15 protein-coding genes are annotated in these 19,460 nt (G+C 69.8%); 9 read left to right on the top strand and 6 right to left on the bottom strand.

Annotated elements, in window-relative coordinates; genetic code table 11:
• Window positions 1-73: 73 nt before the first annotated feature.
• The 4 genes from IE271_RS33085 to ngcE form a co-directional block, all read right to left on the bottom strand.
• The gene (locus tag IE271_RS33085) at window positions 74-1,273 is read right to left on the bottom strand and encodes an ROK family transcriptional regulator (RefSeq protein ID WP_190194181.1); all 1,200 of its coding nucleotides are present in this window, start codon (window positions 1,271-1,273) and stop codon (window positions 74-76) included.
• A 227-nt stretch (window positions 1,274-1,500) separates the two neighbouring features.
• Window positions 1,501-2,424, bottom strand: coding sequence for a carbohydrate ABC transporter permease (locus IE271_RS33090; RefSeq protein WP_190194182.1), 924 nt, complete (start codon window positions 2,422-2,424; stop codon window positions 1,501-1,503).
• Complete coding sequence (locus IE271_RS33095) at window positions 2,424-3,350, bottom strand: carbohydrate ABC transporter permease (protein WP_190194183.1); 927 nt, start codon at window positions 3,348-3,350, stop codon at window positions 2,424-2,426. The genes IE271_RS33090 and IE271_RS33095 overlap by 1 nt, the downstream gene beginning before the upstream one ends.
• Before the next feature lie 56 nt (window positions 3,351-3,406).
• A complete protein-coding gene (gene ngcE / locus IE271_RS33100; RefSeq protein WP_190194184.1) occupies window positions 3,407-4,864 on the bottom strand; it encodes an N-acetylglucosamine/diacetylchitobiose ABC transporter substrate-binding protein in 1,458 nt (485 codons plus the stop codon).
• 506 nt (window positions 4,865-5,370) lie between these two features.
• Between ngcE and IE271_RS33105 the strand changes: the two genes are divergently transcribed.
• Complete coding sequence (locus IE271_RS33105; RefSeq protein WP_190194185.1) at window positions 5,371-9,177, top strand: GH92 family glycosyl hydrolase; 3,807 nt, start codon at window positions 5,371-5,373, stop codon at window positions 9,175-9,177.
• Window positions 9,178-9,680: 503 nt separating this feature from the next.
• Window positions 9,681-10,613: an FG-GAP repeat domain-containing protein gene (locus IE271_RS33110; protein ID WP_190194186.1), complete on the top strand. Its 933-nt coding sequence runs from the start codon at window positions 9,681-9,683 to the stop codon at window positions 10,611-10,613.
• A 91-nt stretch (window positions 10,614-10,704) separates the two neighbouring features.
• Here IE271_RS33110 and IE271_RS33115 read toward each other — a convergent pair whose 3' ends face one another.
• Window positions 10,705-13,554 (bottom strand): aconitate hydratase, encoded by a 2,850-nt coding sequence (locus IE271_RS33115; protein ID WP_229919712.1) that lies wholly within the window; start codon window positions 13,552-13,554, stop codon window positions 10,705-10,707.
• A gap of 288 nt (window positions 13,555-13,842) precedes the next feature.
• On the opposite strand from IE271_RS33115, the gene IE271_RS33120 reads away from it, so the two are divergent.
• The gene (locus IE271_RS33120; protein WP_190194188.1) at window positions 13,843-14,040 is read left to right on the top strand and encodes a DUF4236 domain-containing protein; all 198 of its coding nucleotides are present in this window, start codon (window positions 13,843-13,845) and stop codon (window positions 14,038-14,040) included.
• A gap of 63 nt (window positions 14,041-14,103) precedes the next feature.
• Window positions 14,104-15,633, top strand: coding sequence for a helix-turn-helix domain-containing protein (locus IE271_RS33125; RefSeq protein WP_190194189.1), 1,530 nt, complete (start codon window positions 14,104-14,106; stop codon window positions 15,631-15,633).
• Window positions 15,634-15,734: 101 nt separating this feature from the next.
• Here the strand turns inward: IE271_RS33125 and IE271_RS33130 are convergent, their stop codons facing one another.
• Window positions 15,735-16,205 carry a DUF6299 family protein gene (locus IE271_RS33130; protein WP_190194190.1) on the bottom strand — a complete coding sequence of 157 codons (471 nt, stop codon included), beginning with the start codon at window positions 16,203-16,205 and terminating at the stop codon, window positions 15,735-15,737.
• 308 nt (window positions 16,206-16,513) lie between these two features.
• Here IE271_RS33130 and IE271_RS33135 point away from each other — a divergent pair, with 308 nt between their 5' ends.
• The 5 genes from IE271_RS33135 to IE271_RS33155 form a co-directional block, all read left to right on the top strand.
• Window positions 16,514-16,717, top strand: coding sequence for a DUF5999 family protein (locus IE271_RS33135; protein ID WP_190194191.1), 204 nt, complete (start codon window positions 16,514-16,516; stop codon window positions 16,715-16,717).
• Window positions 16,718-17,150: 433 nt separating this feature from the next.
• Entirely contained in the window at window positions 17,151-17,426 is a 276-nt protein-coding gene (locus IE271_RS42500; RefSeq protein ID WP_229919713.1) for a sulfotransferase, read from the top strand.
• Window positions 17,423-17,857: a hypothetical protein gene (locus IE271_RS33145; protein ID WP_190194192.1), complete on the top strand. Its 435-nt coding sequence runs from the start codon at window positions 17,423-17,425 to the stop codon at window positions 17,855-17,857. Before IE271_RS42500 ends, IE271_RS33145 begins: the two co-directional genes overlap by 4 nt.
• Window positions 17,854-19,107, top strand: coding sequence for a glycosyltransferase family 4 protein (locus tag IE271_RS33150; RefSeq protein ID WP_229919714.1), 1,254 nt, complete (start codon window positions 17,854-17,856; stop codon window positions 19,105-19,107). Before IE271_RS33145 ends, IE271_RS33150 begins: the two co-directional genes overlap by 4 nt.
• Window positions 19,104-19,460: adenylyl-sulfate kinase (locus tag IE271_RS33155; RefSeq protein ID WP_190194193.1), on the top strand; the 357-nt coding region annotated here is incomplete at its 3' end. The genes IE271_RS33150 and IE271_RS33155, both read left to right, overlap by 4 nt.

Raw genomic sequence — 19,460 nt, forward strand, 5'->3', positions numbered from 1 at the left:
GAAGTCAACTCGGCCGCAACGTGGGCGTCAAGGAGTAAATCCTTAACGAGATGGCAACGGTGTCATGCGTTCTCTAAGTGAAGGCAGGGGTCGCCGCGGACATCGTGCCGTCCAAAAGGGTCGAATCGCCCATCTCGCTGAGCGCGAGCGCGAGCGCCCCGAGCACCTCGGCGCGGCCGCCGAGCGCCCCGGGAAGCACGGACAGCTGGCGCCCCGCGCTGGGGATCGCGTACCGCCCGACGGACTCCCGGATGGGCCCGAGCACCAGCTCGCCGGCCTCGGCGAGGTCGCCGCCGAGTACGACGCGGCTGGGGTTGAGAAGGTTACAGAGGTTCGCGACGCCGCTGCCGATGTGGCGGCCGACGTCGGCGATCACCCGCCGGCACCCCGGGTCGCCGTCCCGCGCGAGGCGGACCACGCCCTCCATGGTCAGATCGGTGCCGTGGCTGGACTGGAGCAGGGGCAGCACGTACCGCGCCGCCGTGAAGGTCTCCAGGCAGCCGCGGTTGCCGCAGCGGCACACCGGCCCGGACTCGTCCAGGGTGATGTGCCCGATCTCCCCGGCCGTGCCCCCGGGTCCGCGGTAGATGCGTCCGTCGATCACCAGCCCCGCGCCGACGCCGCTGGCGACCTTGATGTACGCCAGGTCCTTCACGCCCCGGCCGCTGCCCCAGACCAGCTCGCCCAGGGCGCCGAGGTTGGCGTCGTTGTCCACGTGCACGGGGACGCCGAGCCGTCCCCGCAGCTCCTCGGCGGGCCGGGTGCCGGTCCAGCCCGGCAGGATGGCGGTGGAGCCGAGCGTGCCGGACTCCACGTCGATCGGGCCGGGGACGCCGAGGCCCACGCCGGCGATCTTGGCGCGGTTCACCCCGGTCGCCGTGAGCAACCTGCTGACCAGCTGTTCCGCCCGGTCGAAGCCCTGCGCGGCGGAGGCGTCCACGTCCAGCGGCTCGGACTCCTCGGCGAGCACCTGGTGGGCGAGGTTCCCGACCGCGACGCGCAAATGCGTGTGTCCGAAATCCACCCCGATGACGATGCCCGCGTCGCCGCTCAGGCTGACGCTGCGGGCCCGGCGGCCGCCCGCGGAGGTCGGCGTCACCTCGACGGTCCCGCCGTCCTTCAACTCCCGGACGATGTTGGAGACCGTGGCCGCCGACAGGCCCGTCGTCCTGGCGATCTCCGCCTGCGTGAGCGATCCGGCCAGGCGCACCGCGCGTACGACCCGTTCGAGATTGGCTCGGTGCAGCGACGACTGCGACCCCGGAGTCTCCATCGACTCATCCACTCCTGCCCTCAGCCGGGCGGCTGCGGTGCCGCCCGTGGCCCAGGTCACAGCAGCGGAACCCAGGCACTTACAAGTTGTGAACTCCAAGCTCTGCCGAATGCGTTACCGCAGTCAAGTCCTTGACGGAAATCGGAGCCAAGAGGTCGGCCATTGTTCGGACATGCGAACGCCGCCTCCGGTTCACGGAGGCGGCGCCGGCGAAAGCGGTCGGCGGGCTACTTCAGGGCGCCCGCCGTCAGGCCCTGCACCACCTGGCGCTGGAAGACGATGTACGCGGCGAGGACGGGCAGCATCGCCATCACCAGACCCGCGAAGAGGCCCGACCAGTCCCCCTTGTAGCCCTGGCTGGCGGCGAGCTGCACCAGGCCCTGGGTGAGGACCCGCTTGTCCGGCTCGGTGTTGAGTACGGTCGGCAGCATGTACTGGTTCCACTGGCCCAGGAAGTTGAAGATCCCCACGCTGATCAGACCGGGCTTGGCCATCGGCAGCATGATCTGGAAGAAGGTCCTGGAGTGCGAGGCGCCGTCGACGAAGGCGGCCTCCGCGATCGAGGTCGGCAGCGTCCGGAAGAACGCGGTCAGGAAGAACACCGTGAACGGCAGCGAATACGCGATGTAGACGAGGATCAGGCCGTGGAGGGTGTTCAGCAGTCCCATGTTGTTCACGACGTAGAACAACGGGACCAGCGCCAGCATGATCGGGAAGCTCATGCCGCCGATGAAGAGGAAGTAGACGAGGCGGTTGCCCGGGAAGTCGAACCGGGCCAGCACGTACGCCGCCATCGAGCCCAGCACCAGCGTGCCGAGGAGCGAGCCGCCGACCACCAGGACCGTGTTGAGGAAGTAGTCGCCCATGTCGGCGTCGGTCCAGGCCCGCGCCCAGTTCTCGAAGTGCAGCCGGTCCGGCGGCGACCAGGGCGAGCCGAAGATGGCGTTGTCGTCCTTGAAGGACGTCATCACCGCCCACAGCAGCGGCAGCACGACCATGAAGGCCCACAGGACGAGCATGCCGTGGGAGAAGACGTTGAGGACGGTGCCCTCCTTCTTCTCCCGCTCCCCCCTCGCGGGCTCCTTCGCCACGGGCGCGGGGCCCTCGGCGACGGCGTCGGCGGGCGGCGGGGTGTCGGTCGTCCTCGTCATCAGTACTCCAGCCGCTCGCGGCGGCCCAGCCGCATCACGACGGCCGCGAAGGCCAGCGTGACCACGAGCAGGGCGACGCCGATGGTGGTGGCGTAGGCGGCCTGACCGTCGCGGAAGGCCTTCTGGTACACGTACAGGACCATCACGGTCGTGGAGTAGTCGGGGCCGCCGGGTCCGGTGGTCATGATCTGTACGACTGCGAACGACTCGGCGCCCAGCGCCAGGATGCCGATGTAGACCCAGCCGGACTGCACCGTGTCCCACAGCAGCGGCAGGGTGATCCGGAAGAAGGTCGAGGCCCGGCCGGCGCCGTCGAGCAGCGCGGCCTCGTACAGGTCCGCCGGGATGGAGGCCATGCCGGCGGAGAAGAGGACCACGAAGAAGCCGACGGTGGACCAGACGAGCACCCCCATCACGCACCACAGGGCCAGGTCCGGGTCGCCGAGCCACAGGGGCTGCACGCCGTCCAGGCCCACCGCGCGCAGGGCCGAGTTGATCGCACCGCTGTCGGGGTTGAAGGCGAAGGCGAAGAGCAGGGCCACGATGGCGATCGAGAGCACCTGCGGAAAGAAATACACGATCTTGTAGAAGGACGATCCCCGTACGCCGGAGATCACCGGACCGCCCTTCCTGCGCCGCCCGCCGACATTGATCATAAAGGCGAAGAACAGCGCCAGGCCGAGCGTCACCAGCGGCAGCAGCAGTGCGAACAGCAGACTGTGCCGCAGGGACTTCCAGAAGACGTCGTCGTCCAGCATCCGGGCGTAATTGTCGAGGCCGACCATACGGAAGTCCGGACTCAGTCCGGTCCAGTCCGTGAACGAGTAGTAGATGGACTGGACGAACGGCCAGATCACGAAAAGCGCGTACAGCCCCAGGGGAATCGCCAGGAATCCCACGATGAACCGGTACTTGCCGTGCTGCATTGCTACCGACCCCGTTCTCGGCGCGTATGCCGCCGGCGACGCGTGTCCATCCGTGCCTACTGGTGCTTGTAGTGCTGGATCGAGGAGTCCTTGGCGGCTTCGTCCGCGAATCCCTGGATCCGCTTGATGGCCTCGGCCGGGGTGAGTCGGCCCGCCATCATCTCGCCCAGGCCGGAGACGCCGATCTTCTCCTTCTGCAATTGCACGTACCAGTCCTGCAGGCGCGGGTTGAGTACGTTCTCGCCGGCCTTCTCCAGCGCGGCCACACCGGATTTCAGGCCGGGGGTGAGTTCGATCCCGTCGGTGCCGCCGTCGAACGCGGTCAGCGACTTCACCTTGGCGGTGAAGTTCTTCGAGGACGCCTCGCCCAGCATGATGCGCAGCTGCTCCATGCCGCCGGAGGCGTTCCTCGCCCTGGCCGGGACGACGAACGGCTCGCCGCCGGAGGCCCACAGGGTGCCGAACGGCAGCTTGTCGGAGGCGTCCAGGCCGGTGGGCGCGGAGACGGCGAGGTCGAAGTCGGCCGGCAGGGTCTTCGATGCCTCGTTCTCCACCCAGGAGCCGTTCGGGATGAACAGCGCGTCGCCCTTGGTCCAGGCGGTCTGCGACTGGATGTGGTCGAGCCCAGGGGTGCCCTTGAGGATGTAGCCCTTTCTGTACAGCTCGTAGTACGCCTCGAAGCATGCCTTGACCGCCGGGTGCCTCCAGGCGTTCGGCTCCAGGTTGTCGATGGCGTCGAGGACCTCGCGGCCGCCCACCTTGCCGATCATCGGGTAGAGCGAGAAGGGGATGTAGTACGGGTACTTGCCCGCGTACGTCCAGGGCGCGATGCCCCTCTTCCTGGCCTTCTCGCAGACCGCCAGCATCTCGTCCCAGGTCTCGGGGTACCGCGCGTCGAGCGAGTCCAGGAGCCTGCGCGAGTACCAGACGCCGTACACCGTGTAGGCGTAGTACAGGATCCACACCTTGTCGCCGTCGAACTGCCCCATCTCGACGATGCCGGGGCGCAGGGTGTCGCGGACCTTCTTCGCGGGGTCGTCGTAGGAGGGGGCGTCGAGCAGCGGGGTGAGGTCGGCGAGTTGCTTCTTGCCGACGAGGACGCCCATGTCCATCTGCTCGGCACCGGAATTGTCGATCAGGTCCGGCGGATTTCCCTGGTTGAATCGGGGCTGGAGGGTCGACTGGATCTTCTGGGTGGCGGAGAACTTGACCCCGGGGGCCTTCGGGAAGTTCTTTTCGTAGATCTTGATCGCGTCGGTGGCGTACTCCTTGCCGAAACCGCCGTCGAAGAGGACGAACTCCAGCTGCGCGGTCTCGTTGACCGCGAGGGGGTTCTTCGCGGTCTTCTTCCCGGCCTCGGCCTTGTCCTCGTCACCGCCCCCGCCGCCGCTCGCGCACGAGGCGAGGAAACTCATCGTCGGCACGGAAATGAGTCCGAGTGCCGCGGAACGCTTGATCAGATCGCGCCGGCCGGTGCCGCGCGGACCGTCGTGCTCGGCGGAAGTGGATCCCATGCTCAAGTCCTCGCCTTCTCCAGGACTCATGCGGTGCACCGGAACCTCCCCGGCACCGCGTTCGGTCAAGCTGGGGTCGTGCGTGAAGAAAAGCGCCGTGCGGGAGGTTCCGGGATCATGTGGAATACGCGCGGAATGGTGCGGGTGGCACACCGCACCACCTCTTTCCGCCCCTCCTCGGGCCTGTCCGCGGCCGGATTGAACGGCTTCACGGACGCCGACAGGTATAGTCCACTTCCGGCCGACTGGGCAAGATCGAATACAGGGTTCACCAAGGGTCTTTTCCGAGTTGAGACCTGGCGGGAATATGCGGCGGCCGTGCATTCCCTTTCCGTCCGGACGACCCGTTCCGGCCGGAGTCGCACGGCCACCCGATCGCCCGCCATGCGGCTTTTGTCGTTTCCTGCCCCACCCAACACCCTTGACACTGCCGTTTACTTGACCCCTACTTAACCTGCGCAACAAATCTGACAACGTTGTCCACGCGCATGGGAGGGTGCTGGCGCATGCGGCACAGAGCAAGGCACAGATGGCAGTCCACGACGGTGCTGGGGGCGGCCGCACTCGCCCTGGCGGTGGGGTCGCAGGGCGCGGCCGTCGCCCTGCCCGCGCAGGCGAAGGCCCCTGAGCGGGAGTTCGCCTCCTCCTTCGAGGAGGACGACCCCGCACCGGACTGGCTCAGCACCGTGGACACGGACCGCAAGGGCGCCAAGCGCGCCTCCGGCGTGGACGGCGGCTACAGCAGCGGCATCCCGGGCGGCGTCACCGACCACGTCACCGACGTCCGGGCCAGCGGCGAGAACTCCGGCTCAGGGGAGGTCAAGGAGAACCTCGTCGACAGCGAGCCGACCAGCAAGTGGCTCACCTTCGCGTCCACCGGCTGGGTCGAGTTCGACCTGGACGCACCGGTGAAGCTGGCCACCTACGCGCTCACCTCGGCCAACGACCACGACGAGCGCGACCCCAGGGACTGGGTGCTCAAGGGCTCGTCCGACGGCGAGAACTGGACGACGGTCGACAGCCGCAGCGGCGAGACCTTCGCCAAGCGGTTCGAGACGAAGACGTACGACCTCGCCGAACCGGCCGAGTACCGGCACTTCCGGATCGAGTTCACGAAGAACAACGGCGCCTCGGACGCCACCCAACTCGCCGACGTGCAGTTCTCCACGGGCGACGACGGCGGCGACACCACGCCGCCGGACATGCTGTCGCTGGTGGACAAGGGCCCGAGCGGCTCGCCGACCGCCAAGGCGGGCGCGGGCTTCACCGGCAAGCGGGCGCTGCGCTACGCCGGTTCGCACAAGGCCGACGGCCGCGCCTACTCGTACAACAAGGTCTTCGACGTCGACGTCGCGGTCGGCCGGAACACCGAGCTGTCCTACAAGGTCTTCCCGTCGATGGCGGACGGCGACCTCGACTACGACGCCACGAACGTCTCCGTCGACCTCGCCTTCACCGACGGCACCTACCTGAGCGACCTGCGCGCCACCGACCAGCACGGCTTCCCGCTGACCCCGCAGGGCCAGGGCGCGGCCAAGACGCTGTACGTCAACCAGTGGAACAGCGTCGCCTCGCGCATCGGCTCGGTCGCGGCCGGCAGGACGGTCGACCGCATCCTGGTCGCGTACGACTCCCCCAAGGGCCCGGCGAAGTTCCGCGGCTGGGTGGACGACGTCGCGCTGAGGCAGGTCGCGCCGGAGAAGCCCAAGGCACACCTGTCGGACTACGCGGTCACCACCCGCGGCACCAACTCCACCGGCGGCTTCTCGCGCGGCAACAACATCCCCGCGACGGCCGTGCCCAACGGCTTCAACTTCTGGACCCCCGCCACCAACGCGGGCTCCCTGAGCTGGCTGTACGACTACGCGCGCGGCAACAACGCGGACAACCTGCCCACCGTCCAGGCGTTCAGCGCCAGCCACGAGCCCAGCCCGTGGATGGGCGACCGGCAGACCTTCCAGGTCATGCCGTCGGCCGCGTCCGGCACCCCCGACACCGGCCGCGACGCCCGTGAGCTGGCCTTCCGCCACGAGAACGAGACGGCCCGCCCGTACTACTACGGCGTGACCTTCGAGAACGGCCTCAAGGCGGAGATGGCGCCCACCGACCACGCGGCGGTGATGCGCTTCACCTACCCCGGCGACGACGCGAGCGTGATCTTCGACAACGTCACCGACCAGGCGGGCCTGACCCTGGACAAGGAGAACGGGACCTTCACCGGCTACTCCGACGTGAAGTCGGGCCTGTCCACCGGTGCCACCCGCCTCTTCGTCTACGGCGTCTTCGACGCGCCGGTGAAGGACGGCGCCTCCTCGGGCGTCAAGGGCCACCTGCGCTTCGACGCCGGCTCCGACCGCACCGTCACCCTGCGCCTGGCCACCTCGCTGATCAGCGTCGACCAGGCCAAGGACAACCTGCGCCAGGAGATCCCCGGGAGCACGTCCTTCGACACGGTGAAGAAGCGCGCCCAGCAGCAGTGGGACAAGCTGCTCGGCAAGGTCGAGGTCGAGGGCGCGACCCCCGACCAGCTGACCACGCTCTACTCCAACCTGTACCGGCTGTACCTGTACCCGAACTCCGGCTTCGAGAAGGTCGGGAACAAGTACCAGTACGCCTCGCCCTTCACGGCGATGACCGGCCAGGACACCCCGACGCACACCGGCGCGAAGATCGTCGACGGCAAGGTGTACGTCAACAACGGCTTCTGGGACACCTACCGCACCACGTGGCCCGCGTACTCCTTCCTCACCCCGAAGAAGGCCGGTGAGCTGGTCGACGGCTTCGTCCAGCAGTACAAGGACGGCGGCTGGACCTCGCGCTGGTCCTCGCCCGGCTACGCGGACCTGATGACCGGCACCTCCTCGGACGTCGCCTTCGCCGACGCCTACGTCAAGGGCGTCGACTTCGACGCGGAGGCCGCCTACGACGCGGCGGTGAAGAACGCCACCGTCGTCCCGCCGTCCTCGGGCGTCGGCCGCAAGGGCATGGCGACCTCGCCGTTCCTCGGCTACACCAGCTCCGAGACGCACGAGGGCCTGTCGTGGGCGCTGGAGGGCTACCTCAACGACTACGGCATCGCCCAGATGGGCAAGGCGCTCCACAGGAAGACCGGCGAGAAGCGCTACAAGGAGGAGTCCGAGTACTTCCTCAACCGCGCGCAGGACTACGTCAACCTCTTCGACTCCGGGGCCGGCTTCTTCCAGGGCAAGGACGCGAAGGGCAAGTGGCGCGTGGAGTCCTCGAAGTACGACCCGCGCGTGTGGGGCTACGACTACACGGAGACCAACGGCTGGGGCTACGCCTTCACCGCCCCGCAGGACTCCCGGGGCCTCGCCAACCTCTACGGCGGCAAGTCGGGCCTGGCCCAGAAGCTGGACACGTACTTCTCCACCCCGGAGACGGCCTCCTCGGAGTTCGTCGGCTCCTACGGCGGCGTCATCCACGAGATGACCGAGGCCCGCGACGTGCGCATGGGCAACTACGGCCACTCCAACCAGGTCGCCCACCACGTGACGTACATGTACGACGCGGCCGGGCAGCCCTGGAAGACGCAGGAGAAGGTCCGCGAGGTGCTCTCCCGCCTCTACACCGGCAGCGACATCGGGCAGGGCTACCACGGCGACGAGGACAACGGCGAGCAGTCGGCCTGGTACCTCTTCTCCTCGCTCGGCTTCTACCCGCTGGTGATGGGCAGCGGCGAGTACGCCATCGGCTCCCCGCTGTTCACCAAGGCCACCGTGCACCTGGAGAACGGCCGCGACCTGGTGGTCAAGGCCCCCAAGAACAGCGCGAAGAACATCTACGTGCAGGGTCTGAGGGTCAACGGCAAGAAGTGGACCTCCACCTCGCTGCCCCACGCGCTGATCGCCAAGGGCGGGGTCCTGGAGTTCGACATGGGCGCGAAGCCGTCCTCGTGGGGCACCGGGAAGAAGGACGCGCCGGTCTCCATCACGCAGGACGACAAGGTCCCCTCGCCGCGCTCCGACGCGATCGAGGGCGAGGGCGCGCTCTTCGACGACACCTCGGCGACCGCCGCCACCGCGGCCACCGTCGAGCTGCCGGTCGCGAAGGCCGTCAAGGCGGTCCAGTACACGCTGACCTCGTCGGACCGCACCAAGGCGCCCAAGGGCTGGACCCTGCAGGGCTCGTCCGACGGCAAGAAGTGGAAGACGCTGGACAAGCGCTCCGGTGAGTCCTTCGCCTGGGACCGGCAGACCCGGGCGTTCTCGGTGAAGTCGCCGAAGGCGTACGGGCACTACCGGCTGGTCCTCGACGGCGAGTCGGCCCTCGCCGAGGTGGAGCTGCTGGCGTAGGCGGACGACGGGCGGGCGGCGGGTCGGGGCCTCGGCCGAAACCCGCCGCCCTTCTGTGCCGCCCCGTCCCCCGGGCCGGGGCATGCGCCGGCCCGGCGGGTGCCGCCGGGGGCGCGTCACGCGTCGCCAGGGGAGCACGCGCGGACGGCCGGCACACGCGTCACGGGACTGGTCACAGGGCGCTGACGGCGGCGGGTCCCCGTTCGCGACGGCGGCACCGGCCCAGCTCACGATCCCGGCCCGGGCAGCTCGTGGACACGGTGCGCGGCGAAGCGGGGGCGACCTGGGGGCGGTTCGCCGCCCTGGTCGCGGCGCGTGCGCGGAGGGCCGACTGAGGCGACTTCCTTGCCTTTTCGGTGTGTTTGCGATGCCTTCCCGTATCAATTTCATGTAATCCAATTGACATGTAAAGGCCATGTGTAAGGATCACGGAGTTATCGGGATCTTGCTGTGCGCCGTACCTCGCTCCGCGATCCCTTCCGCATGACCAATGGAGGACCCACGTGGCCATAAGCTCCGGCCTGAACACGCGTCGCGCCCTGGCGCGTGCCACGGCTGCGGCGCTCACCGCCGCACTGGTGGCGACCGGTACCAGCGCCGCCGTCGCCGCCGACGAGCCGGGACCCACCGCGTCCCGGCCGCACCTCGACGTCAAGCCGTCGGGCACAGAGAAGTTCAGCGTCACCGCCCTGCCCGGGGACGCCCAGATCAACCCGCTGTTCGGTGTGGACAGCGCGGGCGACCTGTGGAGCTACGAACCCGACTTCGAAGGCGGACTGGACGCTCGCTGGAACGCCGGATACGGCTGGCAGACCGCCCGTGCCATGACGCAGGTCGACCAGGACGCCGACGGCTTCTCGGACGGCATCTGGCACGTCACGTCCGAGGGCCAGCTCTACTACGGCCCCTGGAACAACGACGAGCACATCTTCATCGGCAACGGATGGAAGATCTACAACCAGGTCTTCTCGCCCGCGAACGTCGGTGGCGCCGCCGCCGACGACCTGCTCGCCCGGGACAGCTCCGGCGTGCTGTGGCTGTACCTCGGCTACGGCAACGGCGAGCTGACCCAGCGCTACAGGGTGGGCAGCGGGTGGAACGCCTACACGCACATCACCGGCAAGGGCGACCTGACCGGTGACGGCAAGGACGACATCGTCGCCAAGGACACATCCGGCGTGCTGTGGCTCTACAAGGGCACCGGCGACTACAAGGCGCCGTTCTCCTCCCGCACCCGCATCGGCGGTGGCTGGAACACGTACAACAACATCGTCTCTGTCGGCGACATCGACATCGACGGCACCCCCGACCTGGTGGCGCGCGACAAGAACGGCGCGCTGTACCTGTACAAGGGCACCGGCAACGCCGCCGCCCCGTACGGGTCCCGGGTGAAGATCGGCAGCGGCGGCTGGAACACGTACCGCCTGATGTTCTAAGGGCGTACGCGACGCCTCTTCGAGGCGGGCACGCGCGAGGGCCGCACCCCCGGGAACGGGGGTGCGGCCCTCGACCGTTGTGCGCCGCCGCCTACTTGCGGATCAGGCTGCGCAGCACGTACTGCATGATGCCGCCGTTGCGGTAGTAGTCCGCCTCACCGGGGGTGTCGATGCGGACGACCGCGTCGAACTCCACGCCCGTGTCGGTGGTGACCTTCACGGTGCGCGGGGTGGTGCCGTCGTTCAGCTCGGTGACGCCGGAGACGGAGAAGGTCTCCTCACCGGTCAGGCCGAGGGACTCGGCGTTCTGGCCCTCGGGGAACTGCAGCGGCAGGACGCCCATGCCGATGAGGTTCGAGCGGTGGATGCGCTCGTAGGACTCGGCGATGACGGCCTTGACTCCGAGGAGCGCGGTGCCCTTGGCGGCCCAGTCGCGGGACGAGCCGGAGCCGTACTCCTTGCCCGCGAGCACGACGAGCGGGATGCCCTGCTCGATGTAGTTGCGCGAGGCGTCGTAGATGAAGGAGACCGGGCCGCCCTCCTGCGTGAAGTCGCGGGTGTAGCCGCCCTCGGTGCCCGGCGCGATCTGGTTGCGCAGGCGGATGTTGGCGAACGTGCCGCGGATCATGACCTCGTGGTTGCCTCGGCGCGAGCCGTAGGAGTTGAAGTCACGACGCTCCACACCGTGCTCGGTGAGGTACTTGCCGGCCGGGGTGTCGGCCTTGATCGCACCGGCCGGGGAGATGTGGTCGGTGGTGACCGAGTCGCCGAGCTTGGCGAGCACGCGGGCGCCGGAGATGTCGCCGACCGGCTCCGGGTCCATCTGCATGCCCTCGAAGTAGGGGGGCTTGCGGACGTAGGTGGACTCGGTGTCCCACTCGAAGGTGTCGCCGGTCGGGACCGGCAGCGACTGCCACTGGGCGTCGCCGGCGAAGACGTCGGAGTAGGACTTGCTGAACATGTCCTCGCCGATGGCGTTCGCCACGACGTCGTTGACCTCGGCCTCGGAGGGCCAGATGTCCTTCAGGAAGACCGGGTTGCCGTCCTGGTCGGTGCCGAGCGCCTCCGTGGTGATGTCCACCTTCATGGAGCCCGCGATGGCGTACGCGACGACCAGCGGCGGGGACGCCAGGTAGTTCATCTTGACGTCGGGGTTGATCCGGCCCTCGAAGTTGCGGTTGCCGGAGAGCACCGAGGTGACGGCGAGGTCGTGGTCGTTGACGGCCTTGGAGACCTCCTCCGGCAGCGGGCCGGAGTTGCCGATGCAGGTGGTGCAGCCGTAGCCGACGAGGTTGAAGCCGACCTTGTCCAGGTAGGGGGTCAGGCCCGCCTTGTCGAAGTAGTCGGTGACGACCTTGGAGCCCGGGGCGAGGGTGGTCTTGACCCACGGCTTGCGGGTCAGGCCCTTCTCGACCGCCTTCTTGGCCACCAGGGCGGCGGCGACCATGACGTACGGGTTCGAGGTGTTGGTGCAGGAGGTGATGGCCGCGACCGTCACGGCGCCGTGGTCGAGCTCGTAGGTGGAGCCGTCGGGGGCGGTGACGGTGACCGGGTTCGACGGACCCGCGCCGGGGACGACGGCCGAGTGCTGCGGGGCGCCGGCGCCGTTGTCGTCGTGGCCGTAGGCCGGGGCGTCGCTGGCCGGGAAGGACTCGGCGCCGGCCTCGTCCACCGAGGACTCGACGCCGTGCGGCTGCTCCTGCTGCGGGACGCCCGGCTTGCGGTCGTCGCCGCCGGTGACGCCGGCCTCGACGTAGTTGAGGACGTCGGCCTTGAACTGCTCGGCGGCCTCGGCCAGCACGATGCGGTCCTGCGGGCGCTTCGGGCCGGCGATGGACGGGACGACCGTGGAGAGGTCGAGCTCCAGCTTCTCGGAGAAGTCGGGCTCGGCGGCCGGGTCGAGCCAGAGGCCCTGCTCCTTGGCGTACGCCTCGACGAGCGCGACCTGCTGCTCGGAGCGGCCGGTGAGCTTGAGGTAGTTCAGGGTCTCGCCGTCGATCGGGAAGATCGCGGCGGTGGAGCCGAACTCCGGCGACATGTTGCCGATGGTGGCGCGGTTGGCGAGGGAGGTGGCGGCGACGCCCTCGCCGTAGAACTCGACGAACTTGCCGACGACGCCGTGCTTGCGCAGCATCTCGGTGATCGTGAGGACGAGGTCGGTGGCGGTGGTGCCGGGCTTGAGCTCACCGGTCAGCTTGAAGCCGACGACGCGCGGGATGAGCATGGAGACCGGCTGGCCGAGCATGGCGGCCTCGGCCTCGATGCCGCCGACGCCCCAGCCGAGCACGCCGAGGCCGTTGACCATGGTGGTGTGCGAGTCGGTGCCGACGAGGGTGTCGGGGTACGCCTGGCCGCCCCGGACCATGACCGTACGGGCCAGGTGCTCGATGTTCACCTGGTGGACGATGCCGGTGCCGGGCGGGACGACCTTGAAGTCGTCGAAGGCGGTCTGGCCCCAGCGCAGGAACTGGTAGCGCTCGCGGTTGCGGCCGTACTCCAGCTCGACGTTCTGCGCGAAGGCGTCGTGCGTACCGAACTTGTCGGCGATGACGGAGTGGTCGATGACCAGCTCGGCCGGGGAGAGCGGGTTGACCTTCGCCGGGTCGCCGCCGAGCTCCTTGACGGCCTCGCGCATGGTGGCGAGGTCGACGACGCAGGGCACACCGGTGAAGTCCTGCATGATCACGCGGGCCGGCGTGAACTGGATCTCCTGGCTGGGCTGGGCCTGAGAGTCCCAGTTGCCGAGGGCGCGGATGTGGTCGGCGGTGATGTTCGCGCCGTCCTCGGTGCGGAGCAGGTTCTCCAGCAGGACCTTGAGGCTGTAGGGAAGGCGCGCCGAGCCTTCCACCTTGTCCAGCCGGAAGATCTCGTACGACTCGTCGCCCACCTGCAGCGTGCTGCGGGCGTCGAAGCTGTTCGCCGACACGACAGTCTCCTTCATATATGTGCGCTTACCACCGCATCGTGCCGCCACGGCGTCTCGACGATCCGCTAAGGTAAGGCTAAGTTAGGTAAGCCTTACCGGGGTGGCGGCTTTCGGTGCGCCTCGGCAGATATCTCGATGTCGAGATAACTCTAGTACATCAGGGCCGACGGGTCATGCCCCGGCTCCCTTCGGCGACGGCGGCGACTTCCGGCCACTCCCGCCCGGCGGCCGCACGCCGGCCATGTCCCGCACGGTCCCGGGTACCCGTCGGGCACCGGAAGGAGACACCCGAAGGAGACCTCCATGCCCCTGACGTTCCGCAAGAGTTTCCGCATCCTTCCCGGGGTGCGGCTGAACATCAACCGCCGCTCGTGGTCGATCACCACGGGCGGGGCGAACGGTCCGCGCCACACCCACAGCAGCACCGGGCGCCGCACGACCTCCATGGACCTGCCCGGCCCCTTCGGCTGGCGTCGCACCCGTACCGCCAGGCGCCGCTGAGGAGGTGTCACTCGACCAAACCCCCCGGGGTGCGCAATCTCATATGTGAGATAACCTCGCCTCATGGCAGATGACTACCTCGTACGCATCGGCAAGCTCATCCGTGACGCCCGTCAACATCGCGGCTGGACACAGTCGCAGCTCGCCGAAGCACTCGGCACCAGCCAGAGCGCTGTCAACCGTATCGAGCGGGGCAATCAAAACATCAGCCTTGAGATGATCGCTCGAATCGGTGAGGCGCTCGACAGCGAGATCGTCTCGCTCGGATACGCGGGTCCGATGCACCTGCGCGTGGTCGGCGGACGCCGCCTGTCCGGCGCCATCGACGTCAAGACCAGCAAGAACGCCTGCGTGGCCCTGCTGTGCGCCTCTCTGCTGAACAAGGGGCGCACAGTGCTGCGCCGCGTCGCGCGCATCGAGGAGGTGTATCGCCTTCTGGAGGTGCTCGGCTCCATCGGCGTGCGTACCCGGTGGATCAACGACGGCGTCGACCTGGAGATCGTGCCGCCGGCCGAGCTGGAGATGGCCGCCATCGACGCGGAGGCGGCCCGCCGCACCCGGTCGATCATCATGTTCCTGGGCCCGCTGCTGCACCGCATGGACCAGTTCAAGCTGCCGTACGCGGGCGGCTGCGACCTGGGCACGCGAACGATCGAACCGCACATGATCGCGCTGCGCCGGTTCGGCCTGGACATCGCCGCGACCGAGGGGCTCTACCACGCCCAGGTCGACCGCAAGGCGGCCCCGGACCGCCCGATCGTGCTGACCGAGCGCGGCGACACGGTGACCGAGAACGCGCTGCTCGCGGCCGCGCGCCACGACGGCACGACCGTCATCCGCAACGCCTCCTCGAACTACATGGTCCAGGACCTGTGCTTCTTCCTCGAGGCGCTGGGCGTCAAGGTCGAGGGCATCGGCACCACGACGCTCACCGTGCACGGCGTGCCGACCATCGACGTCGACGTGGACTACTCGCCCTCCGAGGACCCGGTGGAGGCCATGAGCCTCGTCGCCGCCGCCGTGGTCACCGAGTCGCAGCTCACCGTCCGCCGCGTGCCGATCGAGTTCCTGGAGATCGAGCTCGCGGTCCTGGAGGAGATGGGCCTGGACCACGACCGCTCGGCGGAGTACTTCGCGGACAACGGCCGCACCCGCCTGGTGGACCTCACCGTCCGGCCCTCCAAGCTGGAGGCGCCCATCGACAAGATCCACCCCATGCCGTTCCCCGGCCTGAACATCGACAACGTCCCCTTCTTCGCCGCCATCGCCGCCTCCGCGCAGGGCAAGACGCTGATCCACGACTGGGTCTACGACAACCGCGCGATCTACCTGACGGACCTGAACCGCCTGGGCGGCCGGCTCCAGCTCCTCGACCCGCACCGGGTCCTGGTGGAGGGCCCCACCCGCTGGCGCGCCGCCGAGATGATGTGCCCGCCGGCCCTGCGCCCCGCCGTGGTCGTCCTCCTGGCCATGATGGCCGCCGAGGGCACGTCGGTCCTGCGCAACGTCTACGTCATCAACCGCGGCTACGAGGACCTGGCGGAGCGGCTGAACTCCGTGGGAGCGCAGATCGAGATCTTCCGGGACATCTAGGCCCCGGCCCCGCCGGCTCCGCGCGCCGCCTCCCGCCGTGCCGTACCCACGGCCGAACGGGAGGCGGCGCCGCGTGCCCGGGTCCCGTGCCCGGCGTCCGGCTACCGCTCCGTCAGCGTGATCTCCTCGCTGTGGGACGCGCGCGGGCGGGGCAGGGGCAGGCCGTCGGTGGTGCGCAGTTCCATCAGGGTCGCCTCCACGCGGGCCGGACCGGCCTTGAAGGGGCGCTCCTCGTCACCGCCGGGGCGGCCCCTGTTCGTCCAGCGGTGCGTCTCGCCGTCGCAGACCGCGCGGGTGCCGCCGATGCCGTGCCGGAAGGAGCCCCGGCCCTGCTGCAGACTGGAGCCGACGAAGACCGGCCCGGAGCCGCCCGCGCAGCGGTAGGCGCCGGAGAGCGTGAGGGTGCCGTCCCGGGCGATCCGGCCGGTCCCGTCGACGGTGACGTGGTCGGAGCCGGACTCGGCGGGGTCGTACGGGCCGGAGCCGGCCGCGGCCGACGGCGCGGCCAGCGTCAGCAGGGCGGCAGCGGCGGCCGTCGCGCCGGTCAGCGCGCGGCTCGTGCGCAGGGACATCGGAGTACCTCCATCGAGGGGTTCGGGCTGGGCTCCCACAGGTACCGGCCGGGGTCCCCGGCGGGCGCGACCCTCACCCCTTCGGGGCGAGTCGGAGGAGCGGACAGGACGCCGGAGGTACCGGTGCCCCGTCACGGAGGCGCGGCGTCCGGCGGCGTGCGTCGCGGCGGTGTCGCCGGTGTGTCCGCGTGCTGTCACATCCGGCGGACGGCCCTTGGCGGCACGCGGGCGGCGGGAGCATCGTCGAGGACAGGTGTCAGCGGGGCGGCGGACCGGCCGCCCGGATCCCACGCCCGTGGAGGTACGCCATGTGTTCCCACCGGATCTCGCGCCCGTCCGCCGACGACGCCGCCCGCGGCGCCGCGCACATCGTGTCCGCCCACCCCGAGCAGGGCTGGTACCTGCTGTCCGACGGCACGGTCCTCTTCGACGACACCGGGGCGCTGCTGCCCGACGGCAGCGTGGTCGCGCCGCACCGGGTGCCGGCCGAGGACCTGGCCGTCGCCGCCTGAGGCACCGTCACGGCGGGGCGCGGAACCGCCGGTGCCGACGAGCACGGCGGAACCGGCGGAACCGGCCGTCTCCGCAGGTGTACCGGTGCCGTCGGGAGCGTGGACGCAACGCTGCGCGAAGACGCCGCGACGCTGCGCGATGTGATTCCCGCTGCTCATGGGGTGCCTAAGTAAACGCTCAGGTTCCCCCGGGCCTCTTCTCACAATCCCTGCTCAGCGTCGGGGCGCATGAGTCTGTTGCGCAATCTGAACCGGGCGCTGACCGCGACCACCGGCCTGCAGGTGCGGAAGGCCGCGCCCGCCGCACCCCCCCGCGACGAAGCCCGCGGCGCCGAGGCCCGCCGAGAAGGCCACGCCCGCGTACCGGTGTCCCGGCCCCGAGGAGCTCGCCACGGACCGGCTGCTGCGGCGGCCGGTCTTCATCATGTCGCCCGTGCGTTCCGGCTCCACCCTGCTGCGCATGCTCCTCGACGCCCACTCCGAGCTGCACTCCCCGCACGAGCTGCACATCCGCCGCCTGGAGGTCGGCTTCGAGCCGTCGATGCTCGACTACGGCCGGAAGGACGACTCGCAGGTGGTCAAGGGGCTCGGCGACTGGCGCGACAAGATCCGCACCGGCCGGGTGCAGGCCGGGCGCGAGCTGCCGGAGGACGACGAGATACCCGACCTGCTCCGCCCCATGTGCGTCTCCTGGGGCCACGCCTCGTGAAGCCGCACGCCGAGATGGACGAGGTCTGGCCGCGCGACGGGCGCATCCGCCTGGTCGGCCGGTTCCACGGCCTGACCGGACCCGCCGCCGGCGGCTGGGAGCTGCTGCTGGTCCGCCGCGACGACACGGGCCGCAGCCTCAGCCACCCCGTGCGCGTGCGCGGCGGACGCTTCGAGGGCGAACTGCCCGTCACCGACCTGGCGGCGGCCGGCACGGCGGGGACCGCCGCGGTCGCGGAGTGGGACGTCCACCTCACCGACGGCACGGTGAGGCTGCGCGCCGGACGTCGGCTGGACGACATCCGCGGCAAGAAGAAGATCATGGTCTTCCCCGAGCAGAGCGTCCCGGAGGCCGGTGGCTTCCGCGTACGGCCGTACTACACGGTCAAGGACAACCTGTCGTTGGAGTGCCGGGCGGGAGGTCCCTCGTGACCCCGCCGCCCCGGACCGCGGGCGCCCCCGCCCGCCCGAAGGTCCGCTACCTGCTGCTGCACGCCTACGGCCGTGGCGGCACCATCCGCACCGTGATGAACCAGGCCAACTCCCTGGCGTCCGCGGGCTGGGACGTCGAACTGGTGAGCGCGGTGCGCCGCCGGGACGACCTGCAGTTCCCGCTCGACGAACGGGTGGCCGTGTCCACCGTCGTCGACCTGCGCGAGGGCGCGTACACCCCGCCCCCCGGACTGCGCGGGCGCTGGGAGGAGCGGCGCCGCGCCCGGCTGCTGGAGCAGCCCGCGCGGCTCGTCCCCGCGGGCGAGTTCGGCTACCGCTGCTTCAGCCGGTGGCTGGAGCGGCAGCTCGTCGCGTACCTGTCCGGGCTGCGCGACGGCATCCTGGTCACCACCCGGCCCGCGCTGAACCTCCTCGCGGCCGAGCACGCGACGAACGGCGTGGTCCGCGTCGCGCAGGAGCACATGAACCACGGCACGCACCGGCCGGACGTGCAGCGGCGCATCCGCGCCTGCTACCCGCGGTTCGACACCGTGGCCGTGCTGACCGAGCGCGACCGCGAGGAGTACGCGCGGCTGCTGCCCGGCACCCGGGTCGTGCGCATCCCGAACGCCGTTCACTCCCTGGACCAGGTGCCCACCGACCACAGCGCGAAGATCGCGGTGGCCGCCGGGCGGCTCGCCCCGCAGAAGGGCTTCGACCTGCTGATCCCCGCGTGGGCGAAGCTCGTCGGGGCCCACCCCGACTGGCAGCTGTGGATCTACGGCAGCGGCGAGAGGAAGGCGGAGCTGCGCCGGCTCATCGAGGAGCACCACCTCTACAACCACGTGTTCCTGATGGGCCACACCGACCGCCTCGACGACGAGCTCGCCAAGGCCTCCTTCTACGTGCCCAGCTCGCGCTTCGAGGGACTGCCGATGGTGATGATCGAGGCGATGAGCCACGCGCTGCCGGTCGTCGGCTTCGACTGCCCGACCGGCCCCGCCGACGTGCTCACGCACGGCGTGGACGGCCTGCTGGTCCCGCCCGAGGACCCCGACGCCCTCGCCGACGCCACGGGACGGCTGATGGGCGACGAGGCGCTGCGCGCCGAGATGGGCGTCGCCGCCGTCCTCACCGCCTCCTCGTACGGCCCCGACGCCGTGCACCCGCGCTGGGAGGCCCTCTTCACCGAACTCCACCACCGGCGGCACGGCGGCGCCGCCGGTGCCGCGAAAGGACAGCACGCATGACCAGCACGCCAAGGGCCGAGGGAGCCACGATCTGGCTCACCGGGCTGCCGAGCGCGGGCAAGACGACCATCGCCCGCGTCCTCGCCGGGCGGCTGCGCACCGAGGGGCACCGGGTGGAGGTCCTCGACGGCGACGAGATCCGCCGTTTCCTCTCCGCGGGCCTGGGCTTCAGCCGCGAGGACCGCGACACCAACGTGCAGCGCATCGGCCTGGTCGCCGAGGTGCTCGCGCGCAACGGCGTGCTGTGCGTCGTCCTCGTCATCGCGCCGTACGCCGACAGCCGCGAGGCCGTGCGCAAGCGCCACCAGGCCAGCGGCACCGCCTACCTGGAGATCCACGTCGCCACCCCCGTC

Source organism: Streptomyces minutiscleroticus (genome assembly GCF_014650875.1).
Taxonomy (GTDB): domain Bacteria; phylum Actinomycetota; class Actinomycetes; order Streptomycetales; family Streptomycetaceae; genus Streptomyces; species Streptomyces minutiscleroticus.